The following is a 26,335-nucleotide window of genomic DNA, read 5'->3' as shown; positions in this document are numbered from 1 at the left end:
GTCCCCGGCGCGACCTATGGAGAACCGGAAGCGGTACAAGTCGCCAACCACGACCCACCACCGGTTGGCACCTGAACAACGTTCGCGCCGGCGCCAAGAACGCCGCGTTGGCCGGCGGCGCTCCATGGACGCCGCTGCGCCGGCTCAAGAGCGCCCGGCCGCGCTGACACCCCGCCCAGGGGTATCACTTGGGGTGCGGCCGGATCCGGTCAGGCCGGTAAGGTCCGCTGCGGTGTCGGTGTCGTCGGGGTAGGAGCGACTTCCCCGGCCGGCGCCGGCGCCGGAGCGGGCTCTGCAGGAGCCGGTGCCGGCGCCGGCGGCGGGGCGACCAAAGGCCGGATCGATTCGGCCAGCGCCTTGGCCGCGCCCTTGTCCACCGGGTTGTTGGCGGTCCCGAGCCATACCACAAACCAGCGCTGAGGGGGCCCGGCGTCCGGTGCGTTCGCCGCGGGCGAGCCGATTACGCCCGTCCAGATCTGGCCGTTCGGCTTACTCGGATCGCTGAACTTGACTTCGTAATACGACGCGCTTCCAGACACCCCGTTGGCGTCGAGCGAGACGGTTTCCTGGTTGATCCGGGTGCCCGGGTAGGGCATATAGAACTCACCCATGTCCGAGCCCAACCGGGCCGCGGCCTTGGAGTCGGTGGCTTCGGCGCTGGCGTAAAGCTTTTGGTCTAGCCGGCCGAGCACGATACGGGTGTCATTGGCCACCGGCGGCGGCTGTCCGGGAAATGGCGGGTCCCCGGTGGTTTTGCTGAGGAGTGCTGAACCGTAGTCGAGGTGGGCGGCGTCAGACTCCACCCAGCCAGCAGGCAGCGCGAAGCTGAATCCTCCAACCGGGTTGTCGATCCGGACAGGTTGGGGTGCGTTTGGGGCAATGACAGGTGGCGGCGGTGCGTTCGGGTCGGCCGGCGGAGGTGCTGCGTTGGGATCGCCCGGCTGGGCATTCGGCGTGTTGGCGGCGGCCGGTGGTGGGGGGGCAACAGGTGTCGCCGGTGCGGGTGGCGCTGCAGCGGTCGACGGCGGCGAGGCGGCCGTTGTGGGTACCGGGGGCGCTGGCTCCGGATCGGCGTTGGCGGTCGCGGGCACCGCAACGGTCACCAGGCTGGCGCTGGCCATCGCCGCGATAGCCAGTGCCGCCAATCGTCCCTTGCGACGTGTCAAGTTGGGGTCCACCTGATGCATGGCGAAGAACCTACCGTGTTAACGGCGCGACGCAAGGACGGCGCGGGTCGGCTCATGAACTGGCGTGTTGGTGGGGTGCCGGGTGCAGGGCCACTTCCTGCGCCTTGACGCTGAACCACACGCGCGATCCGGGCGCCACACGCAGTTCGGTGGCGGCATCGACGGTGATGCATGCGGCAAGGCCAGGCGCGCCACCAGGCTGATCATGCCCGCGCACCAGGACCGTGGGTCCGCGGGTATCCACCTCCGCCACCGTCAGCCCGACGATATTGCGCGGGCTTCCGTGCGGCGGTTCCGGATACACCGCCACCGCCGTCGGCGGGAACACCGCGATTGCCTCATGCCCAGTAGGCAAATCCTGGACCGGGGTGCCGTACCAGTGGGCGCCGGACTGGGTGCGCAGCGAGCCGTCCGGACCAATGGTCCCATTGACCAGGTTGACTCCGGCGATACGGGCTCCGAAACGACTGCGAGGTGCGGTAAGCACATCGGCAACCGGGCCGATCTCGGCGATCGTGCCGGACTCGAGCACCAATACCCGGTCGGCCAGCGTGAACACGTCCAGCAGGTCATGGGTCGTCAGGACTACCGCGCAACCGCTCCTCGCGACGACACTACGCAACACCGAACGGATACCCGCGGCCGCGGCCACATCGAGTCCGGTCAGCGGCTCGTCGAGCAGCAACACATCCGGTTCGGCCGCCAACGCTCGCGCGATGGCGACGCGCTGGGCTTGGCCCCCGGATAGCTGACGAGGCTTACGGTCGGCGAACTGCTCGGCGTTCACCTCGCGCAGCCATCGCAGTGCCGACGCCCTTGTCCTAGCGCGCCCGGACCCAAACATCCCGCGACGGCATTGTGGTCCGAAGGCCACGTTTTTGGCCACGCTCAGGTGTGGAAACAACAACGGGTCTTGCAACAGCAGCCCGACTCGACGGTCGTGGGTCGCCACATTCACCCCGGCCTCGGTGTCGGTCAACACCCGGTCCCCCAAACGTACCAAGCCCGCGTCGGGGCGAAGCAGCCCCGCGATAACATGCAGGGCGGTGGACTTGCCCGCACCGTTGGGCCCGAGCACTGCAAGCACCTCGCCCGCGGACACCGAGAATTCGACGTCCAAACGCCGGTCGGCGACGACCGCGCGCAGCTGCAGCTTGCTCATGACCGGCTACCTGGTATCGGTCCCGATCGGCGTACGAGCACCCACACCCAGCACCACCAGTGCCGCTACCACAACGAGCAGCAGTGACAATGCCACCGCCGCGTCCGGATCGGTCACCCGCTGCAGGTAAATCTCCAGCGGAAGGGTACGGGTGACCCCTTGCCGGGAACCGGCAAAGGTTAGGGTCGCGCCAAACTCTCCGAGCGAGCGGGCAAACGCCAGTACTGATCCGGACACCACGCCCGGGAGCAGCAACGGCAGGGTCACGCGCCACCAGACAGTGCCGGGCCGCGCCCCAAGTGTCGCCGCCACCACCTCGTAGTCGGCTCCGGCGGTGCGGGCTGCACCCTCTAGGGAAATCACCAGATACGGCAGCGAGACAAAGGTCTGCGCCAGCACCACAGCCGCGGTACTGAATGCGATGCTGATGCCGGCCGCCTCCAGGTAGCGCCCGATCAGGCCGAGCCGGCCGAACGCGTAGAGCAACGCGATACCCCCGACTACCGGCGGCAGCACCAGCGGTAACAGGATCAGCGGTCGTAACGACCGCACCAGTCGTCCGCGGCTGCGGGCCAGCACCAGCGCCATCGGGACGCCCAGCAGTACGCACAGCACCGTGCTGGCCGCGGCGGTCTTCACGCTCAACAGCAGGGCCGTTTGAGAAGACGGAGTAGTGATCAGCGCCCAGAAACGCGGCCAATCGACCCGGATGGCGATCGCGACCAGCGGCATTGCCACGAACACGATCCCCGCGATCGCCGGGAGATATACCCAACGAGGCAGATCCGTAGGCGGGTGCATCGTCAGGGCTTGGCGAAACCCGACTGATCCAGGATCCGCCGACCTGCCGCAGCGGTCACCATGGCCACGAACTGCCGGGCCAGAGCGGGCTGGGAGGTCCGCTTTAGCACCGCGATGGCGTAGACATTGACCACACCCGCGGCTTCGGGAAATCTGACACACGTCACTTTGGTGGCAACGCTGAGCGCGTCACTGACATAGACCAGCCCGGCATCGGCTTGCCCGGTGATGACCTTGTTCAGAACGTCGGTCACGCTAAGTTCCTCACTGACCGGGTTGAGATGAATCCCGGTTGCATCTTCGATGCGCCGGGTCGCCGATCCGCATGGCACCGACGGCTGGCAGACCACCACGTTGAGCCCCGGCCGCGTGAGGTCGGCAAAAGATCGGATCTTCTTGGGATTGCCTGCGGCGGCAACGATGACCATCGTGTTGGTGGCGAAGTTTGTCGGATGACCGGCCAGCAACCCCGCCTTGGCCACACTGTCCATTTGCGCGGTGTCCGCAGATGCAAAGACGTCGGCGGTCGCGCCCTGGGTCAGCTGGGTGGCCAACTCAGAAGAACCAGCGAAAGCGAAGTTGACGTTAACCCCTGGGTTGCCGGCTTTGAACTGCTCACCGATCTGAGTGAACGCAGACTGCAGCGAGGCAGCCGCGAACACCACGATCGACCGGGCACCCTGCGTCGGCCCGGCTGGCGACGATGCGGGTGAATTCGATCCACATGCCACCAGGCCCGCGACCAGCATCGATGACACTAGGCCAGTTGACAGTCCGATCCAACGCACTGGCCAAACCTAATGGTTACCAAGATCGTCTGCGCGTCGTGGCGGTGCGGAGTTTCCCCGAATAGCTACTGTCCAGTAACATCTACCGGAGCTTACGCCATCACGATGCGATTCCAGGCAACGGTCCAGGGTCTGGGTTCAGCGTTGAACACGAGGAGGTCATGGCAGTGGAGGTGCTGGTCACCGGCGGGGATACCGATCTCGGACGCACAATGGCTGAAGGCTTTCGCAACGACGGCCACAAGGTCACCCTGGTGGGTGCCCGCCGCGGCGACCTCGAGGTCGCCGCGAAGGAACTCGACGTGGACGCCGTTGTGTGCGACACCACCGACCCGACCAGCCTCACCGAGGCACGGGGACTGTTCCCCCGTCACCTGGACACCATCGTCAACGTGCCAGCGCCGTCCTGGGATGCCGGTGACCCGCGCGCCTACTCGGTGTCCGACACGGCCAACGCCTGGCGCAATGCGCTCGACGCGACGGTGCTCTCGGTGGTGCTGACGGTGCAATCCGTGGGCGATCACCTGCGCTCCGGCGGCTCGATTGTCAGCGTGGTGGCGGAGAACCCGCCTGCCGGTGGCGCCGAGTCCGCGATCAAAGCGGCCCTCTCGAATTGGATCGCGGGCCAGGCCGCCGTTTTCGGCACGCGCGGGATCACCATCAATACAGTCGCTTGCGGCCGCAGCGTGCAGACCGGTTACGAAGGGCTTTCGCGCACACCCGCGCCCGTCGCGGCCGAGATTGCGCGGCTGGCGCTGTTCCTTACCACCCCTGCGGCTCGCCACATCACCGGCCAGACGCTGCACGTCAGCCACGGCGCGCTGGCTCACTTCGGCTGAACCTTTCGCTTCACCGGCCGATCGCTACGGTAGGTAGTGTGACTATTCGGCTGGGTCTACAGATCCCCAACTTCTCCTACGGCACAGGGGTGGAGAAGCTTTTCCCGTCCGTCATCGCTCAAGCGCGTGAGGCCGAAGCGGCTGGTTACGACTCCCTGTTTGTGATGGACCACTTCTACCAACTGCCCATGTTGGGGACGCCCGACCAGCCGATGCTGGAGGCCTACACGGCCCTTGGTGCGCTGGCCACGGCGACCGAGCGGCTGCAACTGGGCGCGTTGGTGACCGGCAATACCTACCGCAGCCCGACCCTGCTGGCAAAGATCATCACCACGCTCGACGTGGTTAGCGCCGGTCGAGCGATCCTCGGCATTGGAGCCGGTTGGTTTGAGCTGGAACACCGCCAGCTCGGCTTCGAGTTCGGCACTTTCAGTGACCGGTTCAACCGGCTCGAAGAGGCGCTACAGATCCTCGAGCCAATGGTCAAGGGTGAGCGCCCAACGTTTTTCGGCGATTGGTACACCACCGAATCGGCGATGGCCGAGCCGCGGTATCGCGACCGCATCCCAATCTTGATCGGCGGCGGTGGTGAGAAAAAGACATTCGCGATCGCCGCCCGCTTTGCCGACCATCTCAACATCGTGGCGGCGGTCGACGAGCTGCCGCGCAAGATGCGGGCGCTGGCCGCGCGGTGCGACGAGGCCGGCCGGGACCGGTCGACGCTTCAGACCAGCCTGCTGTTGACGGTGATGATCGACGAGACACTCTCGCCAGATGCGATTCCCGCGGAGATGAGCGGTCGCGTGGTGGTGGGCAGCCCGGCACAGATCGCCGACCAAATTCAGGCCAAGGTGCTCGATGCCGGTGTCGACGGATTAATCATCAACTTGGCTCCGCACGGCTATCTGCCCGGGGTCATCACCACCGCCGCTGAAGCGCTGCGCCCGCTGCTGGGTGTGTAGCCACCGGGGGCCGGTGACGCAGGCACGCTGTGGTGTGGCTGATGACACATGTCCTCAACTGGGCCTGCAGCGGTCGGGTTGACTACCGTAGTAGCTAACTGAACTCGCTCATCGAGGTGACCCCGTCAGGAGCAGCGGAACATGAGTCCCCAGCAAGAACCCACAGCGCAACCACCTCGTAGGCATCGAGTTGTGATCATCGGATCTGGGTTCGGCGGGCTAAACGCGGCAAAGAAGCTCAAGCGGGCCGACGTTGACATCAAGCTGATCGCGCGCACCACCCATCACCTGTTCCAGCCGCTGCTGTACCAAGTGGCCACCGGGATTATCTCCGAGGGAGAAATCGCTCCGCCGACCCGGGTCGTGCTGCGTAAGCAGCGCAATGTCCAGGTACTGTTGGGCAACGTCACCCACATCGACCTGGCCGGGCAGTGCGTCGTCTCGGAATTGCTCGGTCACACCTACCAAACCCCCTACGACAGCCTGATCGTCGCCGCGGGTGCTGGCCAGTCTTATTTCGGCAACGACCATTTCGCCGAATTCGCACCCGGCATGAAGTCCATCGACGACGCGTTGGAGTTGCGTGGCCGCATATTGAGCGCTTTCGAGCAAGCCGAACGGTCCAGCGATCCGGAACGGCGGGCCAAGCTACTGACATTCACCGTTGTCGGGGCTGGCCCCACCGGTGTTGAAATGGCCGGACAGATCGCCGAGCTGGCCGAGCACACGTTGAAGGGCGCATTCCGGCACATCGACTCGACCAAGGCGCGGGTGATTCTGCTTGACGCCGCCCCGGCGGTGCTGCCACCGATGGGCGCAAAGCTCGGTCAGCGGGCGGCTGCCCGGTTGCAGAAGCTGGGCGTGGAAATCCAGCTGGGTGCGATGGTCACCGACGTCGACCGCAACGGCATCACCGTCAAGGACTCCGACGGCACCGTCCGGCGCATCGAGTCGGCCTGCAAGGTCTGGTCGGCCGGGGTTTCGGCCAGTCGGTTGGGCAGGGACCTTGCCGAGCAATCACGGGTTGAGCTCGACCGGGCCGGCCGGGTCCAAGTGCTGCCCGACCTGTCCATTCCCGGGTACCCGAACGTGTTCGTGGTGGGCGATATGGCCGCTGTGGAGGGTGTGCCGGGTGTGGCGCAGGGCGCCATCCAGGGGGCGAAATACGTCGCCAGCACGATCAAGGCCGAACTGGCCGGCGCCAACCCGGCGGAGCGTGAGCCATTCCAGTACTTCGACAAGGGATCGATGGCCACGGTTTCGAGGTTTTCGGCGGTGGCCAAGATCGGTCCCGTTGAGTTCAGCGGCTTTATCGCCTGGCTGATTTGGCTGGTGCTGCACCTGGCGTACCTGATCGGGTTCAAGACCAAGATCACCACTCTGCTGTCGTGGACGGTGACTTTCCTCAGTACTCGCCGCGGCCAGCTGACCATCACCGACCAGCAGGCATTTGCGCGAACGCGGCTCGAACAGCTGGCCGAGCTGGCCGCCGAGGCGCAGGGCTCAGCGGCAAGCGCTAAGGTGGCCAGCTAGCGTTAGCCAGGCAACCGGTCAGCCTGCCAGGTACTCAGTGTTCCGCCACCCGCCAACGCCAAAACGGTCGACCGTGCGTCGATGGCGTCGGTGAATGCCGTCGCCGGATAGCGCAGCTCGCTGATAGTGGCGCGCGGCGCCGCAATGACGTCGTCGGCCAAAGACCCGGCACCCAGTTCCACCCGGTGCCGCAGCAGGGGACGACCATGCCGATCGGCCTGCAGCGATGACGACCAAAATCCTTCGCGCTCATTGCATCTGCCAATCTGCACGCGCTCGCGCAAGCGGACCCGACCGTCGTCGTGCAGGCGCAAGGTGGCATGCGACAGATGCCGGGCTGAGGCGGCGACGACCGTCGGCTCCAGGTCCACATCCAGGGTGCCGGTCACGTCGATCTCCCAGTGAGCATGCGACGTCAGGGTATCCACGCCGGGCAAGGCCACCGTCGCGGCGGCACTACGCAGCCGTAGCTGGGCACCCCGTTCCACGATCACCCGGATTCTCATGGTGTCACCGCCCAGCGGGGTCGCGGCCGCCGACACCAGGTGCACCGTGTCGGGCGCGGTTCGGCGTGCCTGGACACCGCCCCGACAGTCGATGCGCGGCAACCGATTCGGCGACGCGACCACCAGAACACTAGACTCCATCGGCGGCCAGTTGACTACGAACCCAGGCCACGACATCGCTGGCAGCTGGGTCCTCGGTCAACGATTGCAGCACCGTCGGGCGGCCGTCGCGCACCGCGTCCGCATCGCGGGCCATCACCGCCAGGTCGGCGCCCACCAATGCAGCCAGGTCAGTCTTGTTGACTACCAACAAATCCGAATAGGTCACCCCCGGCCCGCCCTTGCGCGGCACCTTGTCGCCGCCGGCAACGTCAATGACGAAGATCTGCGCATCCACCAGCCCCGAAGAGAAGGTGGCCGTGAGGTTATCGCCGCCGGATTCGACCAGGATCAGGTCCAACGCGTCGTGGGCGGCCATCAACTCGTCGATCGCATCCAGGTTGGCGGTGATGTCGTCGCGGATCGCGGTGTGCGGGCAGCCGCCGGTCTGCACGGCCGCGATCCGGTCGTCTGGCAGCACCGCATGTGTGCGCAAGAAGTCGGCGTCTTCGGTGGTGTAGATGTCGTTGGTCAGCACCGCCAGCGACAGCTCTCCCCGCAATTGCCGGCACAGCGCCGCCACCAGTGCGGTCTTGCCGGAGCCGACCGGGCCGCCGACGCCGATGCGCAGTGGCTCGCCCGGTTTGCGGACCCGCCTTGGCCGAGCGGGCACGGTGTGCGAGTGGGGATGGGAATGCGTTGCCATGCCTTACCTTTCAGGAAACGAACAGGGGACGCACGCGCTCGTCATGCCGCTGGGCGAGCGTGTCCAGCAGCGGATCAGACAAGTCTGCCAGTCCGGCTGTGGCCTCCTGCGCGATCTGCTCGCACAGTTCGGACAGCTGGAAGGTCACCACGGTCACTTCGGCGGGATCTAGCGCCAGCAGTCGCTGGGCGGCGATGGCCGAGCCGGTCATTGTGATGTAGACGAGGTGCAAGGCGTTGTGCTCGGGCGCCAGCCCGCTCAGCGCGCCGACCCGTCCGGCCACAACCGCCAGATGCGGCCTCGGGCCCAGTTCCTCCCAGCCGGAATCGGGCCACACCCGCCGTGCCAGCCTGATCAGCCCGCGGCCCTGGCTGCGTGAGGCGTGTCTGGCCGCGGGAGCCGGTGTGCGCGCGTCGGTTTCCCGGTCGGCGTCGTCGACGGCCAGCTCGCCCCGGTGCACCGCGGCCGCGATGGACGCCGTCAGCAGGCCGTGGGTGCGGACCCGCCGTTTCAGGAACGCTTCCAGGGTGGCCAGGCCGGTCACCATGCCGGCGGCGATGGCTTCTTCGATGCCGCCCGAGTGCACGTGCGCACCCGTGGGCAGCCGCGAGTCGGCGAGGGTGAGCAGCACGGCCAGCGAGGTCATTAGAACAGGAAATACCGTTGTGTCATAGGTAGTTCGGCGGCCGGCTGCGGTTGCCACACCTGGCCGTCGATTCGCACGGTGAAGGTGTCGGGATCGACCTCGATGCTCGGTAGGGCATCATTGAGCGGCAGGTCGGTCTTGCCCACTGCGCGCACGTCGGCCACCGGCGCTAGTCCCCGATTGACCGCGAGCCGGTCCGCCAGGCGCGCGTCGATGGATTGCGGCGCGACGAAGTGCACCGAGGTCGCCGCCGCGGTTGCCGCGGCCGCGCCGAACATCGGTCGCGGGAGCACCGGTTGCGGGGTCGGGATTGACGCGTTCGCATCGCCCATCGCTGCCCAGGCGATCGCCCCACCTTTGAGCACGACGTGCGGGCGAACCCCGAAAAACGCCGGCTCCCACAACACCAGGTCGGCCAACTTTCCCACCTCCACCGAACCGATCAGGTGATCCATGCCGTGTGCGATGGCCGGGCAGATGGTGTATTTGGCGATGTAGCGGCGGACCCGGTTGTTGTCGGCGGCTTGGCTACCAGACGGGTCACCTTCCAGTGCCCCGCGGCGGGCTTTCATCACGTGCGCGGTCTGCCAGGTGCGCAGCACCACCTCGCCGACACGGCCCATCGCCTGGGAATCGCTGCCAATCATCGAGATTGCCCCCATATCGTGCAACACATCTTCTGCCGCAATGGTGGACGGTCGGATCCGGCTTTCGGCAAACGCGAGGTCCTCCGGGATCCGGGGGTTGAGGTGGTGGCACACCATCAGCATGTCGAGATGCTCGTCAAGGGTGTTCACCGTATGCGGGCGGGTCGGATTGGTCGAGCTGGGCAGTACATTCGGTTGCGCCGCGACGGTAATGATGTCCGGTGCGTGCCCGCCGCCGGCGCCCTCGGTGTGGTAGGCGTGAATCGAACGTCCGGCGATCGCGCCGATGGTGTCCTCGACGAATCCGGTCTCATTGAGAGTGTCGGAGTGCAGCGCAACCTGCACCCCGGCCACGTCGGCGACCGCCAAGCAGGTGTCGATGGCCGCCGGGGTCGATCCCCAGTCTTCGTGGAGTTTGAAACCCGATGCGCCACCGCGCAACTGTTCCCACAGTGCGTCGGGATTCACGGTGTTTCCCTTGCCGAGCAGCGCGAAGTTCACCGGCCAACCGTCCAGTGACTCCAGCATCCGGGCCAGGTGCCACTCGCCGGGAGTGACTGTGGTGGCCTTGGTGCCCTCGGCGGGTCCGGTGCCACCGCCGATGATCGTGGTGGTGCCCGCGGCCAAGGCTTCGACGATGATCTGCGGACAGATCAAGTGCACGTGACAGTCGACGGTGCCTGCGGTGACGATTCGACGGTTGCCGCTGATGATTTCGGTGGACGGCCCGACGACGAGATCCCGATGCACACCTGTCATGATGTCGGGATTGCCGGCCTTTCCGATCCCGACGATGCGGCCATCGCGAATCCCGATGTCGGCCTTGATGATTCCCCAGTAGTCGATGATCACCGCACCGGTGATCACGGTGTCGGGGGCACCGTCGGCCCGGCTCGCACGGCCCTGGCCCATGGACTCGCGCAGCACCTTGCCGCCGCCGAACACCGCCTCGTCACCGGCCAGTCCCGGTCCCCCACACCGGTCTTCGGTGACCTCAACCAGCAGGTTGGTGTCGGCCAGCCGTATCCGGTCGCCGGTGGTAGGTCCGTACAGCTGTGCGTAGCGCTCCCTTGACAGTCGCGCCATCAGCGGTCCAACCGTCCGGGCGGATTTAGCGTCAGACCGGGTACCTCGCGCCGTCCGCCCAACGGAACCAACCCGACGATTTGGGGAATGCCCGGCTCGAAGCGCACCGCTGTCGCCGCCGGGATGTCCAGACGGTAGCCGTGGGCCGTCGCACGGTCGAATGACAGCGCCCGATTGGCCTGCGGGAGATGGACGTGGCTACCGACCTGCACCGGACGATCGCCGGCGTTGATGATCCGCATCTGCAGGCGGGAGAGTGCCGCGGCGTTCATCTCGATATCACCACTGCCGTAAAAGATTTCTCCGGGAATCATGCGATCGGCTGATGCACGGTGACCAACTTGGTGCCGTCCGGAAACGTCGCCTCCACCTGTACCTCGGCGAGCATCTCCGGCACTCCCTCCATCACATCGTCACGGCCGAGCACCTCACGCCCGGATGCCATCAACTCTGCGACGGTGCGGCCGTCACGCGCGCCTTCCAGGATGTGGTCGGCGATCACCGCGATGGCTTCCGGATGATTGAGGCGCAGGCCGCGGGCCCGACGCCGGCGGGCCAACTCGGCGGCGTAGGACAACAGCAAACGCTCCTGTTCGTGCGGCGTCAGGCGCATGCTCTGCGATCCTGCCACGCCGCGGCAGGTTCAACGGTTTCGAGCGGGTTAAGGCCGCGCCTCGAGGTTCTGCAGCCGCACTTGGCCGCGGGCGACCACCCGGTCGGTGTCGTCGGTGATGGTGACCAGCCACAGCTGTTGCCGCCGACCCCGATGCAGCGGTTCGGCGGTGCCATACACCATCCCTGAGCTGATGGAGCGCAGGAAATCCGTATTATTGTTAACGCCGACCACACTCCCGCCTTCGCCGTGCGAATTGAGCCAGGCAAAGGCTGCCATGCTGGCGATGCTCTCGATCATCGCGCAGTAGACACCGCCGTGCACGACGCCCGTCAGCTGCAACAACTTGGGCCGGACGTCGAGCTGCGCTCGGGCCCCGTCGGGACCCAGTTCGGTGAATTGCAAACCCAACTCGCTGTCGAACGGCACGGTGACATTCAGCGGAGCGGGTGAGTCCGGCGATGGCTGCACGTCCTTGTGTCTACACCAACGGGCGAGCCCCGTGCACCAAGGCACGGGGCTCGCCGATCGAGTCGACCGGGGGTCACTGCAGCCCTCAGGACTCGGCCGCGGTCGTTGTGGCTCGACGAAGTAATGATAGGCAAGGCTGCCCTAATTTAGCAAGCGTTAGCGTGTAATGTTTGCGAGCCGGGTGCATAGGCCCGGTACGGCCGCCCGCCGGTTTGGATACGACAGCGAGTAGTAAGCCGGAGTACGCTGGTTTCAACCCGCAGGAGATGAACGAACAATGGCCAAGCTGACACGGTTGGGGGATTTGGAACGCGCGGTCATGGACCATTTGTGGTCCAGGACGGAACCCCAAACCGTTCGCCAAGTCCACGAAGCGTTGTCGGCGCGCCGCGACCTTGCCTACACGACGGTGATGACCGTGCTGCAACGGTTGGCAAAGAAGAACCGCGTGCTGCAGATCCGCGACGATCGAGCCCACCGCTACGCTCCCGTGCACGGCCGCGACGAATTGGTCGCCGGGCTGATGGTCGATGCATTGGCTCAGGCCGAGGACTCCGGCAGCAGGCAAGCCGCGCTGGTGCACTTCGTCGAGCGAGTCGGTGCCGACGAGGCGGATGCGCTACGACGTGCGCTCGCCGAATTGGAAGCCGGTCATGGCAATCGGCCACCGGCTGGCGCGGCAACGGAGACCTGAGGGAGACTAACGGCGTGTCCGCGCTGGCCTTCACCATCCTCGCGGTGCTGCTGGCTGGCCCGACCCCAGCCCTGCTAGCCCGGGCAACATGGCCACTGCGCGCACCGCGCGCCGCCATGGTGCTGTGGCAGGCGATTGCCCTGGCCGCGGTGCTGTCGTCGTTCAGCGCCGGAATCGCGATCGCTAGCAGGCTGCTCATGCCCGGTCCCGACGGACGCCCTACGACCAGCTTCGTCGGCGCGGCCGGCCGCCTCGGCTGGCCGCTGTGGGCGGCCTACATCACCGTCTTTGCGTTGACTGTGCTGGTCGGTGCCCGGCTGGCGGTCGCCGTGGTGCGCGTCGCCACCGCCACGCGACGACGACGGGCACACCACCGCATGGTGGTCGATCTCGTCGGGGTCGGACACAATGGCGCGCTTGCCCAGCCGTGCGCGCGGGCCCGCGACCTTCGGGTCTTGGACGTCGCGCAGCCCCTTGCCTACTGTCTGCCCGGTGTGCGTAGCCGGGTTGTGGTCAGCGAAGGCACACTGACCGCGCTCGCCGACGCCGAGGTCGCGGCGATCCTTACCCATGAGCGGGCTCATCTACGCGCCCGCCACGATCTTGTCCTGGAGGCGTTTACCGCGGTGCACGCGGCTTTCCCGCGGTTGGTCCGCAGCGCCAATGCGCTGGGGGCGGTGCAGCTACTCGTCGAGCTCCTGGCCGATGACGCCGCGGTGCGCGCCGCCGGGCGCACTCCCCTGGCTCGGGCATTGGTCGCCTGTGCGTCCGGGCGGGCGCCGTCGGGTGCGTTGGCCGTCGGAGGTCCCAGCACGGTGCTCCGCGTGCGCCGGCTGTCGGGGCGTGGAAATAGCGCGGTTCTGTCCGCGGCCGCATATCTAGCTGCGGCCGCCGTCCTGGTGGTGCCCACCGTCGCGCTGGCCGTACCGTGGCTCACGCAGCTGCAGCGGCTGTTCATCGCCTAGCGAAGCCGGGCCCAACTGAAAGGCAGGACATGAGTTCGTCGGAATCGCCAGCCGGCATCGCGCAGATCGGCGTCACTGGCCTGGCCGTGATGGGTTCCAACATCGCCCGAAACTTCGCCCGGCACGGCTACACCGTGGCAGTGCACAATCGGTCGGTCGCCAAGACCGACGCGCTGCTTAAGGAGCACAGCTCAGACGGCAAGTTCGTGCGCAGTGAAACGATCCCCGAATTTCTTGCCGCACTGGAAAAACCGCGTCGGGTGCTGATCATGGTCAAGGCCGGAGAGGCCACTGACGCTGTCATCAACGAACTTGCTGACGCCATGGAACCCGGCGACATCATCATCGACGGCGGCAATGCGTTGTACACCGACACCATGCGCCGCGAGAAAGCGATGCGTGAGCGGGGCTTGCACTTCGTCGGGGCCGGGATCTCCGGCGGCGAAGAGGGCGCGTTGAACGGGCCGTCGATCATGCCCGGCGGACCCGCCGAGTCATACCAATCGCTGGGTCCGCTGCTCGAGGAGATCTCCGCGCATGTCGACGGCGTGCCGTGCTGCACCCACATTGGCCCGGACGGCTCCGGGCACTTCGTCAAGATGGTCCACAACGGCATCGAGTACTCCGACATGCAGCTCATCGGTGAGGCCTACCAGCTGATGCGCGACGGGCTAGGTCTGACCGCGCCGGCGATCGCCGATGTGTTCACCGAGTGGAACAATGGCGATCTGGACAGCTACCTGGTCGAGATCACCGCCGAGGTGCTGCGGCAGACCGATGCCAAGACCGGCAAACCGCTCGTCGACGTCATCGTGGACCGGGCCGAGCAGAAAGGCACCGGCCGTTGGACCGTCAAGTCCGCGCTGGACCTGGGTGTGCCGGTGACCGGCATCGCCGAAGCGGTGTTTGCCCGCGCTCTCTCGGGATCCGTGGGGCAACGCTCGGCCGCCAGCGGTCTGGCTTCGGGCAAGCTCGGCGAGCAGCCCGCCGACCCCGCCACGTTCACCGAAGACGTCCGCCAGGCGTTGTACGCCTCCAAGATCGTGGCCTACGCTCAGGGCTTCAACCAGATCCAGGCCGGCAGCGCCGAATTCGGCTGGGACATCACGCCGGGCGACCTGGCCACCATCTGGCGTGGCGGCTGCATCATCCGGGCGAAGTTCCTCAACCACATCAAGGAAGCCTTTGACGCCAGCCCGAACCTGGCCAGTCTGATTGTGGCCCCGTATTTCCGCGGCGCCGTCGAATCGGCGATCGACAGTTGGCGGCGTGTGGTGTCGACGGCGGCCCAACTGGGTATCCCGACCCCGGGATTCTCGTCGGCCCTGTCGTATTACGACGCGCTGCGCACCGCGCGGCTGCCCGCTGCACTCACCCAGGCCCAGCGCGACTTCTTCGGCGCACACACCTACGGCCGGATCGACGAACCAGGCAAGTTCCACACACTATGGAGTTCAGACCGCACCGAAGTACCGGTGTAGCGGGCTAGAACTAAAGGGGGGTAAAGGGGTAAGTGATGAGATTTCTAGACGGGCACCCACCCGGGTACGACCTGACATACAACGACGTGTTCATCGTTCCGAACCGATCCGAGGTCGCGTCGCGCTTCGACGTCGATTTGTCCACCGCCGACGGCTCGGGCACCACCATTCCGGTAGTGGTCGCCAATATGACCGCGGTAGCCGGGCGGCGGATGGCCGAGACGGTCGCCCGCCGCGGTGGCATCGTAATCCTGCCGCAGGATCTGCCGATCCCGGCGGTAAAGCAGACGGTGGCGTTCGTCAAAAGCCGGGACCTGGTGCTCGACACCCCAGTGACGCTGGCACCCGACGATTCGGTGTCCGACGCCATGGCGCTCATCCACAAGCGCGCACATGGCGTCGCGGTGGTCATCCTCGAGGGTCGCCCGATCGGATTGGTGCGCGAATCGTCCTGCCTGGGCGTGGATCGCTTCACCCGGGTGCGCGATATCGCCGTGACGGACTATGTGACCGCTCCAGCGGGAACCGAGCCACGCAAGATCTTCGACCTGCTGGAGCACGCCCCGGTCGACGTTGCGGTGCTGACCGACGCCGACGGCACGTTGGCGGGAGTGCTAAGCCGCACCGGGGCTATCCGCGCCGGTATCTACACCCCGGCCACCGATAGCGCGGGCCGGCTGCGGATCGGCGCGGCCGTCGGCATCAACGGCGACGTGGGCGCTAAGGCCCGAGCGCTCGCCGAAGCCGGCGTCGACGTGCTAGTCATCGACACCGCACACGGACACCAGGTCAAGACCTTGGACGCGATCAAGGCGGTCTCGGCACTGGACTTGGGTTTGCCGCTGGCGGCGGGAAACGTGGTGTCGGCGGAGGGCACCCGGGATCTGCTGAAAGCCGGGGCGAACGTCGTCAAGGTCGGTGTCGGCCCCGGCGCCATGTGCACCACCCGAATGATGACCGGTGTCGGCCGCCCGCAGTTCTCCGCTGTGCTCGAATGCGCTTCTGCGGCAAGGCAGCTCGGTGGTCATATCTGGGCCGACGGCGGGATCCGGCATCCACGCGACGTGGCTCTGGCGCTGGCCGCCGGCGCCTCGAACGTGATGATCGGATCGTGGTTCGCCGGCACCTACGAATCCCCCGGAGACCTGATGCGTGACCGCGACGATCAGCCGTACAAGGAGAGCTACGGCATGGCATCCAAGCGGGCGGTGGTGGCCCGGACCGGCGCGGACAACCCGTTCGACCGAGCTCGTAAGGCGTTGTTCGAGGAAGGCATCTCGACGTCGCGGATGGGCCTTGACCCCGACCGCGGAGGTGTGGAGGACCTAATTGACCACATAACTTCTGGCGTGCGCAGCACCTGCACCTATGTGGGTGCCTCGAACCTGGCGGAGCTGCATGAGCGGGCCGTGGTGGGCGTGCAGTCGGGAGCGGGCTTTGCCGAGGGCCATCCGCTGCCCGCCGGCTGGTGAAGCTGGCGCCACGAGCTATCTCGCTACGATGTGTACTTCAAACCCGCAGTATCGCGCTGCGCGGTTGCGAGCGAAAGGGATGACGTGCCGCGGGCACCCGTCCACACCGTCGGTTTTCCAGGCGAGCGGCCGGTACTGGCTCGGCCCGATATAGCGCGACGACCGAGCCGCCCGTGAACCTCACCGATACCGTCGCCACCATCCTGGCGATCTTGGCGCTCACCGCAGGCACGGGGGTGTTCGTCGCGGCCGAATTCTCGCTGACCGCGCTGGACCGCAGCACCGTGGAGGCCAACGCCCGCGGCGGCACCAGTCGGGACCGCTTCATCCAGCGCGCACACCACCGGCTGTCGTTCCAGCTTTCGGGTGCTCAGTTGGGTATCTCGATCACCACCTTGGCTACCGGCTACCTGACCGAACCGCTGGTGGCCGAGCTACCGCATCCTGGGCTGGTCGCAGTCGGAATGTCTGATCGGGTGGCCGACGGTCTTATCACGTTTTTTGCCCTGGTGATCGTGACATCGCTGTCGATGGTCTTCGGCGAGCTGGTCCCCAAGTATCTCGCGGTGGCGCGCCCGCTGCGCACCGCGCGCTCAGTCGTGGCCGGCCAGGTGCTGTTCTCACTGCTGCTCACCCCGGCCATCCGTCTCACGAACGGAGCGGCGAACTGGATCGTGCGTCGACTTGGCATCGAGCCGGCCGAGGAGCTGCGCTCAGCTCGCACACCGCAGGAGCTGGTGTCGTTGGTGCGTAGTTCCGCGCGCAGCGGCGCACTCGATGACGCCACGGCGTGGCTGATGCGCCGCTCGCTGCAGTTCGGCGCCCTGACGGCCGAGGAGCTGATGACGCCACGGTCGAAGATCGTGGCGCTGCAGACCGATGACACCATCGCCGACCTGGTTGCGGCCGCGGCCGCATCGGGATTCTCGCGCTTCCCGGTGGTCGAGGGAGATCTCGATGCGACCGTCGGCATCGTGCACGTCAAGCAGGTGTTCGAGGTTCCGCCCGGCGATCGCGCGCACACGCTGCTAACGACGGTCGCCGAGCCGGTCGCGGTGGTGCCCTCGACGCTCGACGGCGATGCGGTGATGGCGCAGGTCCGCGCCAGTGCGCTACAGACCGCCATGGTTGTGGACGAGTACGGCGGCACCGCGGGCATGGTAACCCTGGAGGACTTGATCGAAGAGATCGTGGGCGACGTCCGCGACGAACACGACGATGCGACACCGGATGTGGTGGCAGCCGGCAACGGATGGCGGGTCTCGGGTCTGCTACGCATCGACGAGGTGGCCAGCGCCACCGGCTATCGAGCCCCCGACGGTCCGTACGAGACGATCGGCGGGTTGGTGCTTCGAGAGCTCGGCCACATCCCGGTGGCCGGCGAAACGGTCGAGCTGACTGCCTTGGACCAGGACGGACTTCCCGACGACTCGATGCGGTGGTTAGCCACCGTGATCCAGATGGACGGGCGCCGGATCGACTTGTTGGAGTTGATCAAAATGGGCGGCCATGCCGACCCCGGGTCGGGGCGGGGCCGCTGATGGATGTGCTGTCCGCGGTGTTGCTGGCGCTTTTGCTGATCGGCGCCAACGCGTTCTTCGTGGGCGCGGAATTCGCGTTGATCTCGGCGCGTCGTGACCGCCTCGAAGCGCTGGCCGAGCAGGGCAAGGCCACTGCCGTCACCGTGATCCGGGCGGGCGAACAGCTCCCGGCGATGCTGACCGGCGCACAGCTGGGGGTTACGGTGTCCTCGATCCTGCTTGGCCGGGTCGGCGAACCGGCAGTCGTCAAGCTGCTACAGCTGTCGTTCGGGCTGAGCGGTGTACCGCCGGCGCTGCTGCACACCTTGTCGTTGGCGGTGGCGTTGGCGATCGTGGTGGCGCTGCATGTCCTGCTCGGTGAGATGGTGCCGAAGAACATCGCTTTGGCTGGTCCGGAGCGAACAGCGATGTTGCTGGTCCCGCTGTACCTGGTCTACGTGCGCCTCGCCCGGCCGTTCATCGCGTTCTACAACAACTGCGCCAACGCGATACTGCGGCTGGTTGGGGTGCAGCCGAAGGATGAACTCGACATCGCCGTCTCCACTGCGGAACTGTCCGAGATGATCGCCGAATCGCTATCCGAAGGCCTGCTGGATCACGAGGAGCACACGCGGCTAACCCGAGCCCTTCGGATTCGAACTCGCCTGGTTGCCGATGTCGCGGTGCCGCTGGTCAACATTCGGGCAGTGCAGGTGTCGGCGGTAGGGTCCGGGCCCACCATCGGCGGGGTCGAACAGGCCTTGGCGCAAACCGGCTACTCCCGCTTTCCGGTGGTGGATCGCGGTGGAAGGTTCATCGGATATCTGCACATCAAGGACGTGCTGACCCTCGGTGACAATCCGCAAACCGTGATCGATCTGGCCGTTGTGCGCCCGCTGCCGCGGGTTCCCCAATCGTTGCCGCTGGCCGACGCCCTGTCGCGGATGCGGCGCATCAACAGCCATCTGGCCTTGGTAACCGCCGACAACGGTTCTGTCGTGGGGATGGTGGCGCTGGAGGACGTGGTGGAGGACCTGGTTGGCACCATGCGCGACGGGACGCATCGTTGACTGACGCAGGGATCGGTGTCTGACGGGACACCGAGCGTAATCGGGGGCTGCTGCCGCTGACAATCGTTTCGGATCAGTTGGCCCGAACGCCGGACGTGGTGGCGGGACGTCAATACGCTGTAACCGCTGGGACTGCGCACCCGGTCCCGTGAGGAGCGCGTCATGTCGTTTGTGGTGGCGGCCCCAGAAGTGGTGGTGGCGGCGGCGTCGGATTTGGCCGGCATCGGGTCGGCGATCGGCGCGGCGAATGCGGCTGCGGCCGTGCCCACGATGGGGGTGCTGGCCGCGGGCGCCGATGAGGTGTCGGCGGCTGTTGCGGATTTGTTCGGCGCGCACGCCCAGGCCTATCAGGCATTGAGTGCGCAGGCGGCGCTGTTTCACGAGCAGTTTGTGCATGCCATGACCGCCGGCGCGGGGGCCTATGCCGGTGCCGAGGCGGCGGACGCCGCCGCGCTGGACGTGCTCAACGGGCCGTTTCAGGCGTTGTTCGGCCGCCCGTTGATCGGTGATGGCGCCAATGGCGCGCCGGGACAGCCCGGCGGGCCCGGCGGGTTGCTGTACGGCAACGGCGGCAACGGCGGCAACGGCGGGATCGGCCAGCCCGGCGGCGCCGGTGGGGATGCAGGGTTGATCGGCAACGGCGGCAACGGTGGCATCGGCGGGCCCGGGGCGACCGGCCTTGCCGGTGGTGCCGGCGGGGTCGGCGGACTGCTCTTCGGCGACGGCGGCAACGGCGGTGCCGGCGGACTCGGTACCGGACCCGTCGGCGCTACCGGTGGGATCGGCGGGCCCGGTGGAGCCGCCGTCGGGCTGTTCGGCCATGGCGGGGCCGGCGGGGCCGGCGGGCTCGGCAAGGCCGGCTTCGCGGGCGGGGCCGGCGGCACCGGCGGCACCGGCGGACTGCTGTACGGCAACGGCGGCAACGGCGGCAATGTCCCATCGGGAGCCGCCGACGGCGGAGCGGGCGGTGACGCCCGGCTGATCGGCAACGGGGGCGACGGCGGCTCCGTCGGTGCCGCCCCCACCGGCATCGGCAACGGCGGCAACGGCGGCAACGGCGGGTGGCTGTACGGCGACGGCGGTTCCGGAGGCAGCACCCTGCAAGGTTTCAGCGACGGTGGTACCGGCGGTAACGCCGGGATGTTCGGCGACGGCGGTAACGGCGGGTTCAGCTTCTTCGATGGCAACGGCGGCGACGGCGGCACCGGCGGGACGCTGATCGGCAACGGCGGCGACGGCGGCAACAGCGTGCAAACCGACGGCTTTCTCCGAGGCCACGGCGGCGACGGCGGCAACGCCGTCGGGCTGATCGGCAACGGTGGCGCCGGAGGCGCCGGGTCCGCCGGTACCGGCGTCTTCGCCCCCGGCGGTGGCAGTGGCGGGAACGGAGGCAACGGCGCGCTGCTGGTCGGCAACGGTGGCGCCGGCGGCTCCGGTGGGCCAACCCAGATTCCCTCAGTCGCGGTACCCGTCACCGGCGCCGGCGGCACCGGGGGTAACGGCGGCACGGCCGGGTTGATCGGCAACGGTGGCAATGGCGGCGCCGCCGGCGTCAGCGGGGACGGCACCCCCGGCACCGGCGGTAACGGCGGCTACGCCCAGTTGATCGGCGACGGCGGCGACGGTGGGCCCGGCGACTCTGGCGGGCCGGGCGGCAGCGGCGGTACGGGCGGAACGCTGGCCGGCCAGAACGGGTCCCCCGGGGGATAGCTCCCGCGCGCAGGCGAGCTGGATTCATACACCCGTATGAGCTGTATACACTCATGCTATGAGTAAGCGCCTGCAGGTTCTGCTGGACCCCGACGAGTGGGAAGAACTCCGAGAGATTGCACGCCGGCACCGCACGACAGTGTCCGAGTGGGTCCGCCGGACGCTGCGGGAGGCGCGGGAGCGAGAACCGCGCGGCGATCTAGACATGAAGCTGCGATCTGTCCGTGCCGCCGCACGCCATGAGTTCCCGACAGCCGACGTCGAGCAGATGCTCGAGGAAATCGAACGCGGACGCGGTGCGGAGCGCGAAGGATCACGGTGATCCTCGTTGACTCCAACATTCCCATGTATCTGGTGGGTGCCTCGCACCCGCATAAGCTGGACGCGCAACGTCTGCTGGAGTCGGCGCTGTCGGGCGGTGAACGCCTAGTCACCGACGCCGAGGTGCTGCAGGAGATATGCCACCGGTATGTGGCAATCAAACGCCGTGAGGCGATTCAGCCGGCTTTCGATGCAATTATCGGCGTGGTCGACGAAGTGCTGCCGATCGAGCGCACCGATGTCGAACACGCGAGGGATGCCCTGTTGCGCTATCAAACGTTGTCGGCCAGGGATGCACTACACATCGCCGTCATGGCTCACCACGACATTACCCGGCTGATGAGCTTCGACCGTGGGTTCGACTCCTATCCGGGGATCAAGCGTCTGGCCTGATTCGGAATCACACCGCCGCAATGAGCGGCACCGACGTGGCCGGAGCCGCTCCCGGCGGGATGCTGTCCGGCCAGAACGGATCCAACGGGATTGTAGTAGGCAGACCGCCCCACCCGTATGATCGCTGCGGCCACTGCGTCGCGTTGCCAGCCAGCGAGCATGCCGGGTGCCGAGGTGCTGACAGAGCTTGACGTGACCTGCGGTTGCGGGTCGCCGGATGTAGTAGTCGTCTTGTCGGCCGGTAGGCTGAGCAATTGCCAGTAAGGGAGGAAGCAATGACAGATCGCGTGTCGGTGGGCAACTTGCGCATCGCTCGGGTGCTCTACGACTTCGTGAACAATGAAGCCCTGCCTGGCACCGATATCGACCCGGACAGCTTCTGGGCGGGCGTCGACAAGGTCGTCGCCGACCTGACCCCGCAGAACCAAGCTCTGTTGAACGCCCGCGACGAGCTGCAGGCGCAGATCGACAAGTGGCACCGGCGTCGGGTGATCGAGCCCATCGACATGGATGCCTACCGCCAGTTCCTCACCGAGATCGGCTACCTGCTTCCCGAACCTGATGACTTCACCATCACCACGTCCGGTGTCGACGCTGAGATCACCACGACCGCCGGCCCCCAGCTGGTGGTGCCGGTGCTCAACGCGCGGTTTGCTCTGAACGCGGCCAACGCTCGCTGGGGCTCCCTCTACGACGCCTTGTATGGCACCGATGTCATCCCCGAGACCGACGGCGCCGAAAAAGGCCCCACGTACAACAAGGTTCGTGGCGACAAGGTGATCGCGTATGCCCGCAAGTTCCTCGACGACAGTGTTCCGCTGTCGTCGGGTTCCTTTGGCGACGCCACCGGTTTCACAGTGCAGGATGGCCAGCTCGTGGTTGCCTTGCCGGATAAGTCCACCGGCCTGGCCAACCCCGGCCAGTTCGCCGGCTACACCGGCGCAGCCGAGTCGCCGACATCGGTGCTGCTAATCAATCACGGTTTGCACATCGAGATCCTGATCGATCCGGAGTCGCAGGTCGGCACCACCGACCGGGCCGGCGTCAAGGACGTGATCCTGGAATCCGCGATCACCACGATCATGGACTTCGAGGACTCGGTGGCCGCCGTGGACGCCGCCGACAAGGTGCTGGGTTATCGGAACTGGCTCGGCCTGAACAAGGGCGACCTGGCAGCAGCGGTAGACAAGGACGGCACCGCTTTCCTGCGGGTGCTCAATAGGGACCGGAACTACACCGCACCCGGCGGTGGCCAGTTCACGCTGCCTGGACGCAGCCTCATGTTCGTCCGCAACGTCGGTCACTTGATGACGAATGACGCCATCGTCGACACTGACGGCAGCGAGGTGTTCGAAGGCATCATGGATGCCCTATTCACCGGCCTGATCGCCATCCACGGGCTAAAGGCCAGCGACGTCAACGGGCCGCTGATCAACAGCCGCACCGGCTCCATCTACATCGTCAAGCCGAAGATGCACGGTCCGGCCGAGGTGGCGTTTACCTGCGAACTGTTCAGCCGGGTTGAAGATGTGCTGGGGTTGCCGCAAAACACCATGAAGATCGGCATCATGGACGAGGAACGCCGGACCACGGTCAACCTCAAGGCGTGCATCAAAGCTGCCGCGGACCGCGTGGTGTTCATCAACACCGGGTTCCTGGACCGCACCGGCGATGAAATCCACACCTCGATGGAGGCCGGCCCGATGGTGCGCAAGGGCACCATGAAGAGCCAGCCGTGGATCTTGGCCTACGAGGACCACAACGTCGATGCCGGCCTGGCCGCCGGGTTCAGCGGCCGAGCCCAGGTCGGCAAGGGCATGTGGACAATGACCGAGCTGATGGCCGACATGGTCGAGACAAAAATCGCCCAGCCGCGCGCCGGGGCCAGCACCGCCTGGGTTCCCTCTCCCACTGCGGCCACCCTGCATGCGCTGCACTACCACCAGGTCGACGTCGCCGCGGTGCAACAAGGACTGGCGGGGAAGCGTCGCGCCACCATCGAACAATTGCTGACCATTCCGCTGGCCAAGGAATTGGCCTGGGCTCCCGACGAGATCCGCGAAGAGGTCGACAACAACTGTCAATCCATCCTCGGCTACGTGGTTCGCTGGGTTGATCAAGGTGTCGGCTGCTCGAAGGTGCCCGACATCCACGACGTCGCGCTCATGGAGGACCGGGCCACGCTGCGAATCTCCAGCCAATTGTTGGCCAACTGGCTGCGCCACGGTGTGATCACCAGCGCGGATGTGCGGGCCAGCTTGGAGCGGATGGCGCCGTTGGTCGATCGACAAAACGCGGGCGACGTGGCATACCGACCGATGGCACCCAACTTCGACGACAGTATCGCCTTCCTGGCCGCGCAGGAGCTGATCTTGTCCGGGGCCCAGCAGCCCAACGGCTACACCGAGCCGATCCTGCACCGACGTCGTCGGGAGTTTAAGGCCCGGGCCGCTGAGAAGCCGGCCCCATCGGACAGGGCCGGTGACGATGCGGCCCGCTAGCGGGCCGCTGTGGGGGCACCGCCCGCTTGCGGGAGAGAGCCGGCCCCATCGGGCAGAGCCGGTGCGTAGCTCGTGCTTGACAGGCGCCGGCCTTCGACGGAGAGGACGCAGACGCCGGTATGGGTAGGCACAGCAAGCCCGACCCCGAGGATTCCGTTGACGACCTGTCCGACGGGCATGCGGCGGAACAACAGCACTGGGAGGACATATCGGGTAGCTACGACTATCCCGGTGTAGATCAGCCCGATGACGGCCCGTTATCCAGCGAGGGCCACTACTCCGCCGTCGGCGGCTACTCGGCTAGCGGCTCAGAAGACTACCCTGACATTCCACCCCGCCCCGACTGGGAGCCAACGGGTGCCGAGCCCATAGCGGCCGCCCCGCCGCCGCTGTTTCGCTTCGGACATCGGGGGCCCGGCGACTGGCAGGCCGGGCACCGTAGCGCGGACGGGCGGCGGGGAGTCAGTATCGGCGTGATCGTGGCCCTTGTCGCAGTGGTGGTAATGGTGGCCGGGGTGATCTTGTGGCGCTTCTTCGGTGACGCGTTGTCCAACCGCTCGCATACGGCTGCCGCCCGCTGCGTGGGCGGCAAGGACACCGTCGCTGTTATAGCCGACCCATCAATCGCCGATCAGGTAAAGGAGTCAGCCGACAGCTACAACGCGTCGGCGGGCCCGGTCGGCGACCGTTGTGTGGCAGTGGCTGTCACCTCGGCCGGCTCCGATGCCGTCATCAATGGTTTCATCGGCAAATGGCCGACCGAACTGGGCGGCCAGCCGGGATTGTGGATTCCGAGTAGCTCCATCTCGGCGGCGCGGCTTACCGGGGCCGCGGGCAGCCAAGCCATTAGCGATAGCCGCTCACTGGTGATATCGCCGGTGTTGCTCGCCGTGCGGCCCGAATTGCAGCAGGCCCTCGCCAACCAGAACTGGGCGGCGTTGCCCGGCCTGCAAACCAATCCGAACTCGTTGTCCGGCTTGGACTTGCCTGCCTGGGGATCACTGCGGCTGGCAATGCCGAGCAGTGGCAACGGCGATGCCGCGTATTTGGCCGGCGAGGCGGTGGCTGCCGCGTCAGCACCTGCTGGCGCGCCAGCAACAGCGGGTATCGGCGCGGTGCGCACCCTGATGGGCGCACGACCTAAGGTCGCCGACGACTCCTTGACCGCGGCGATGGACACGCTGCTCAAGCCCGGCGATGTCGCCACGGCACCCGTGCACGCGGTGGTCACCACCGAACAACAGTTGTTCCAGCGCGGCCAGTCACTTTCAGATGCCGAGAACACCTTGGGTTCCTGGCTGCCGCCGGGGCCGGCTGCGGTCGCTGACTATCCGACGGTGCTGCTCAGTGGTGCATGGCTATCGCAGGAGCAAACGTCGGCGGCCAGCGCGTTTGCCAGGTATTTGCACAAGCCCGAGCAACTGGCCAAACTGGCCAGAGCTGGTTTCCGAGTCAGCGACGTCAAACCGCCGAGCAGCCCCGTCACCAGTTTCCCAGCGCTGCCTTCGACTTTGTCGGTGGGTGACGACTCCATGCGCGCGACCCTGGCGGACACCATGGTCACCGCGTCGGCCGGAGTGGCCGCGACCATCATGCTCGACCAATCGATGCCCAATGATGAAGGCGGCAATGGCCGGCTTAGCAATGTCGTTGCGGCGCTTGAGAACCGGATCAAGGCGATGCCGCCCAGTTCGGTCGTCGGACTGTGGACATTCGACGGCCGCGAGGGCCGAACAGAGGTGCCGGCCGGGCCATTGGCCGACCCGGTCAACGGCCAGCCCCGCCCCGCGGCCTTGACGGCCGCGTTGGGCAAGCAATACTCCTCGGGCGGTGGCGCGGTGTCGTTCACCACTCTGCGCTTGATCTATCAGGAGATGCTAGCCAATTACCGTGTTGGCCAGGCTAATTCTGTGCTGGTTATTACCGCGGGGCCGCATACGGACCAAACCCTCGACGGGCCGGGCCTGCAGGATTTCATCCGCAAGAGCGCAGACCCGGCCAAGCCGATCGCGGTCAACATCATCGACTTCGGTGCTGATCCCGATCGGGCAACCTGGGAAGCCGTCGCACAGCTCAGCGGCGGCAGCTACCAAAACCTGGAGACATCGGCATCCCCCGACCTGGCAACCGCGGTCAACATCTTCTTGAGCTGATCGCCTGGC

The 26,335-nt window shown here is 66.6% G+C and carries 25 protein-coding genes; 14 read left to right on the top strand and 11 right to left on the bottom strand.

From position 1 onward, the window contains the following. Positions 1-209: 209 nt before the first annotated feature. From apa to modA, 4 genes are read right to left on the bottom strand one after another with little or no spacing between them, the layout of a single operon-like run. Positions 210-1,187, bottom strand: coding sequence for an adhesin Apa (gene apa, locus FF952_RS09830; RefSeq protein ID WP_003409337.1), 978 nt, complete (start codon positions 1,185-1,187; stop codon positions 210-212). Positions 1,188-1,239: 52 nt separating this feature from the next. Continuing rightward, entirely contained in the window at positions 1,240-2,349 is a 1,110-nt protein-coding gene (locus FF952_RS09825) for a sulfate/molybdate ABC transporter ATP-binding protein (protein WP_003899051.1), read from the bottom strand. A gap of 6 nt (positions 2,350-2,355) precedes the next feature. Continuing rightward, positions 2,356-3,150 (bottom strand): ABC transporter permease, encoded by a 795-nt coding sequence (locus FF952_RS09820; protein WP_003409329.1) that lies wholly within the window; start codon positions 3,148-3,150, stop codon positions 2,356-2,358. A gap of 2 nt (positions 3,151-3,152) precedes the next feature. Then, complete coding sequence (modA, locus tag FF952_RS09815; RefSeq protein ID WP_003904715.1) at positions 3,153-3,938, bottom strand: molybdate ABC transporter substrate-binding protein; 786 nt, start codon at positions 3,936-3,938, stop codon at positions 3,153-3,155. Positions 3,939-4,099: 161 nt separating this feature from the next. On the opposite strand from modA, the gene FF952_RS09810 reads away from it, so the two are divergent. The 3 genes from FF952_RS09810 (at position 4,100) to FF952_RS09800 (ending at position 7,272) form a co-directional block, all read left to right on the top strand. Beyond that, positions 4,100-4,777 (top strand): SDR family oxidoreductase, encoded by a 678-nt coding sequence (locus tag FF952_RS09810; RefSeq protein WP_003409323.1) that lies wholly within the window; start codon positions 4,100-4,102, stop codon positions 4,775-4,777. 38 nt (positions 4,778-4,815) lie between these two features. Then, positions 4,816-5,739: an LLM class F420-dependent oxidoreductase gene (locus tag FF952_RS09805; RefSeq protein WP_003409319.1), complete on the top strand. Its 924-nt coding sequence runs from the start codon at positions 4,816-4,818 to the stop codon at positions 5,737-5,739. A 141-nt stretch (positions 5,740-5,880) separates the two neighbouring features. Continuing rightward, complete coding sequence (locus FF952_RS09800) at positions 5,881-7,272, top strand: NAD(P)/FAD-dependent oxidoreductase (RefSeq protein ID WP_003409317.1); 1,392 nt, start codon at positions 5,881-5,883, stop codon at positions 7,270-7,272. 2 nt (positions 7,273-7,274) lie between these two features. Here the strand turns inward: FF952_RS09800 and FF952_RS09795 are convergent, their stop codons facing one another. From FF952_RS09795 to FF952_RS09765, 7 genes are read right to left on the bottom strand one after another with little or no spacing between them, the layout of a single operon-like run. Next, positions 7,275-7,919, bottom strand: a complete 645-nt coding sequence (locus FF952_RS09795; protein ID WP_003900422.1) for an urease accessory protein UreD — start codon at positions 7,917-7,919, stop codon at positions 7,275-7,277. Continuing rightward, complete coding sequence (gene ureG, locus FF952_RS09790) at positions 7,909-8,583, bottom strand: urease accessory protein UreG (protein ID WP_003409313.1); 675 nt, start codon at positions 8,581-8,583, stop codon at positions 7,909-7,911. The genes FF952_RS09795 and ureG overlap by 11 nt, the downstream gene beginning before the upstream one ends. A gap of 10 nt (positions 8,584-8,593) precedes the next feature. Continuing rightward, on the bottom strand, positions 8,594-9,229 hold the full coding sequence (locus FF952_RS09785) for an urease accessory protein UreF (protein ID WP_003899050.1): 636 nt from the start codon (positions 9,227-9,229) through the stop codon (positions 8,594-8,596). After that, positions 9,229-10,962: an urease subunit alpha gene (locus FF952_RS09780; protein WP_003899049.1), complete on the bottom strand. Its 1,734-nt coding sequence runs from the start codon at positions 10,960-10,962 to the stop codon at positions 9,229-9,231. Before FF952_RS09780 ends, FF952_RS09785 begins: the two co-directional genes overlap by 1 nt. Then, entirely contained in the window at positions 10,962-11,276 is a 315-nt protein-coding gene (locus tag FF952_RS09775; RefSeq protein ID WP_003409308.1) for an urease subunit beta, read from the bottom strand. The genes FF952_RS09780 and FF952_RS09775 overlap by 1 nt, the downstream gene beginning before the upstream one ends. Beyond that, complete coding sequence (locus FF952_RS09770; RefSeq protein ID WP_003409305.1) at positions 11,273-11,575, bottom strand: urease subunit gamma; 303 nt, start codon at positions 11,573-11,575, stop codon at positions 11,273-11,275. Before FF952_RS09770 ends, FF952_RS09775 begins: the two co-directional genes overlap by 4 nt. A 48-nt stretch (positions 11,576-11,623) precedes the next feature. After that, positions 11,624-12,046, bottom strand: coding sequence for a PaaI family thioesterase (locus FF952_RS09765; RefSeq protein WP_003903650.1), 423 nt, complete (start codon positions 12,044-12,046; stop codon positions 11,624-11,626). A 277-nt stretch (positions 12,047-12,323) separates the two neighbouring features. Between FF952_RS09765 and blaI the strand changes: the two genes are divergently transcribed. From blaI to FF952_RS09710, 11 genes are all read left to right on the top strand, one after another. Then, positions 12,324-12,740: a transcriptional repressor BlaI gene (blaI, locus tag FF952_RS09760; protein ID WP_003903649.1), complete on the top strand. Its 417-nt coding sequence runs from the start codon at positions 12,324-12,326 to the stop codon at positions 12,738-12,740. 14 nt (positions 12,741-12,754) lie between these two features. Next, positions 12,755-13,705, top strand: coding sequence for a M56 family metallopeptidase (locus tag FF952_RS09755; protein WP_003409298.1), 951 nt, complete (start codon positions 12,755-12,757; stop codon positions 13,703-13,705). Between the two features lie 29 nt (positions 13,706-13,734). Beyond that, positions 13,735-15,186 (top strand): NADP-dependent phosphogluconate dehydrogenase, encoded by a 1,452-nt coding sequence (gene gnd / locus FF952_RS09750; RefSeq protein ID WP_003409284.1) that lies wholly within the window; start codon positions 13,735-13,737, stop codon positions 15,184-15,186. Between the two features lie 32 nt (positions 15,187-15,218). Then, complete coding sequence (locus FF952_RS09745) at positions 15,219-16,658, top strand: GuaB1 family IMP dehydrogenase-related protein (RefSeq protein WP_003902189.1); 1,440 nt, start codon at positions 15,219-15,221, stop codon at positions 16,656-16,658. Between the two features lie 173 nt (positions 16,659-16,831). Then, the gene (locus tag FF952_RS09740; protein WP_003899046.1) at positions 16,832-18,199 is read left to right on the top strand and encodes a hemolysin family protein; all 1,368 of its coding nucleotides are present in this window, start codon (positions 16,832-16,834) and stop codon (positions 18,197-18,199) included. Continuing rightward, positions 18,199-19,248: a hemolysin family protein gene (locus FF952_RS09735; protein ID WP_003907794.1), complete on the top strand. Its 1,050-nt coding sequence runs from the start codon at positions 18,199-18,201 to the stop codon at positions 19,246-19,248. The genes FF952_RS09740 and FF952_RS09735 overlap by 1 nt, the downstream gene beginning before the upstream one ends. A 162-nt stretch (positions 19,249-19,410) precedes the next feature. Further along, a complete protein-coding gene (locus FF952_RS09730) occupies positions 19,411-20,958 on the top strand; it encodes a PE family protein (protein ID WP_003904712.1) in 1,548 nt (515 codons plus the stop codon). A gap of 58 nt (positions 20,959-21,016) precedes the next feature. Continuing rightward, positions 21,017-21,280 (top strand): antitoxin, encoded by a 264-nt coding sequence (locus FF952_RS09725; protein WP_003409276.1) that lies wholly within the window; start codon positions 21,017-21,019, stop codon positions 21,278-21,280. After that, entirely contained in the window at positions 21,277-21,672 is a 396-nt protein-coding gene (locus FF952_RS09720; protein WP_003409273.1) for a type II toxin-antitoxin system VapC family toxin, read from the top strand. Before FF952_RS09725 ends, FF952_RS09720 begins: the two co-directional genes overlap by 4 nt. A gap of 275 nt (positions 21,673-21,947) precedes the next feature. After that, positions 21,948-24,173 (top strand): malate synthase G, encoded by a 2,226-nt coding sequence (locus FF952_RS09715; protein WP_003409271.1) that lies wholly within the window; start codon positions 21,948-21,950, stop codon positions 24,171-24,173. A 119-nt stretch (positions 24,174-24,292) separates the two neighbouring features. Continuing rightward, positions 24,293-26,326, top strand: a complete 2,034-nt coding sequence (locus tag FF952_RS09710; RefSeq protein ID WP_003904710.1) for a substrate-binding domain-containing protein — start codon at positions 24,293-24,295, stop codon at positions 26,324-26,326. The last annotated feature ends 9 nt before the right edge of the window (positions 26,327-26,335 follow it).

It is taken from the genome of Mycobacterium tuberculosis complex sp. N0072 (assembly GCF_030323725.1).
Classification (GTDB): Bacteria; Actinomycetota; Actinomycetes; order Mycobacteriales; family Mycobacteriaceae; genus Mycobacterium; species Mycobacterium tuberculosis.
The sequence above is the reverse complement of the archived record's forward strand: the minus strand, read 5'-3'. Positions and strand labels throughout refer to the sequence as shown.

What these genes read in the sequence shown, in the direction of transcription:
- apa (WP_003409337.1), bottom strand. Translation starts at nt 1,187, where the DNA reads ATGCATCAGGTGGACCCCAACTTGACACGTCGCAAGGGACGATTGGCG.
- FF952_RS09825 (WP_003899051.1), bottom strand. Translation starts at nt 2,349, where the DNA reads ATGAGCAAGCTGCAGCTGCGCGCGGTCGTCGCCGACCGGCGTTTGGAC.
- FF952_RS09820 (WP_003409329.1), bottom strand. Translation starts at nt 3,150, where the DNA reads ATGCACCCGCCTACGGATCTGCCTCGTTGGGTATATCTCCCGGCGATC.
- FF952_RS09810 (WP_003409323.1), top strand. Translation starts at nt 4,100, where the DNA reads ATGGCAGTGGAGGTGCTGGTCACCGGCGGGGATACCGATCTCGGACGC.
- FF952_RS09800 (WP_003409317.1), top strand. Translation starts at nt 5,881, where the DNA reads ATGAGTCCCCAGCAAGAACCCACAGCGCAACCACCTCGTAGGCATCGA.
- FF952_RS09795 (WP_003900422.1), bottom strand. Translation starts at nt 7,919, where the DNA reads ATGGAGTCTAGTGTTCTGGTGGTCGCGTCGCCGAATCGGTTGCCGCGC.
- ureG (WP_003409313.1), bottom strand. Translation starts at nt 8,583, where the DNA reads ATGGCAACGCATTCCCATCCCCACTCGCACACCGTGCCCGCTCGGCCA.
- FF952_RS09785 (WP_003899050.1), bottom strand. Translation starts at nt 9,229, where the DNA reads ATGACCTCGCTGGCCGTGCTGCTCACCCTCGCCGACTCGCGGCTGCCC.
- FF952_RS09780 (WP_003899049.1), bottom strand. Translation starts at nt 10,962, where the DNA reads ATGGCGCGACTGTCAAGGGAGCGCTACGCACAGCTGTACGGACCTACC.
- FF952_RS09775 (WP_003409308.1), bottom strand. Translation starts at nt 11,276, where the DNA reads ATGATTCCCGGAGAAATCTTTTACGGCAGTGGTGATATCGAGATGAAC.
- FF952_RS09770 (WP_003409305.1), bottom strand. Translation starts at nt 11,575, where the DNA reads ATGCGCCTGACGCCGCACGAACAGGAGCGTTTGCTGTTGTCCTACGCC.
- blaI (WP_003903649.1), top strand. Translation starts at nt 12,324, where the DNA reads ATGGCCAAGCTGACACGGTTGGGGGATTTGGAACGCGCGGTCATGGAC.
- gnd (WP_003409284.1), top strand. Translation starts at nt 13,735, where the DNA reads ATGAGTTCGTCGGAATCGCCAGCCGGCATCGCGCAGATCGGCGTCACT.
- FF952_RS09735 (WP_003907794.1), top strand. Translation starts at nt 18,199, where the DNA reads ATGGATGTGCTGTCCGCGGTGTTGCTGGCGCTTTTGCTGATCGGCGCC.
- FF952_RS09730 (WP_003904712.1), top strand. Translation starts at nt 19,411, where the DNA reads ATGTCGTTTGTGGTGGCGGCCCCAGAAGTGGTGGTGGCGGCGGCGTCG.
- FF952_RS09725 (WP_003409276.1), top strand. Translation starts at nt 21,017, where the DNA reads ATGAGTAAGCGCCTGCAGGTTCTGCTGGACCCCGACGAGTGGGAAGAA.
- FF952_RS09715 (WP_003409271.1), top strand. Translation starts at nt 21,948, where the DNA reads ATGACAGATCGCGTGTCGGTGGGCAACTTGCGCATCGCTCGGGTGCTC.
- FF952_RS09710 (WP_003904710.1), top strand. Translation starts at nt 24,293, where the DNA reads ATGGGTAGGCACAGCAAGCCCGACCCCGAGGATTCCGTTGACGACCTG.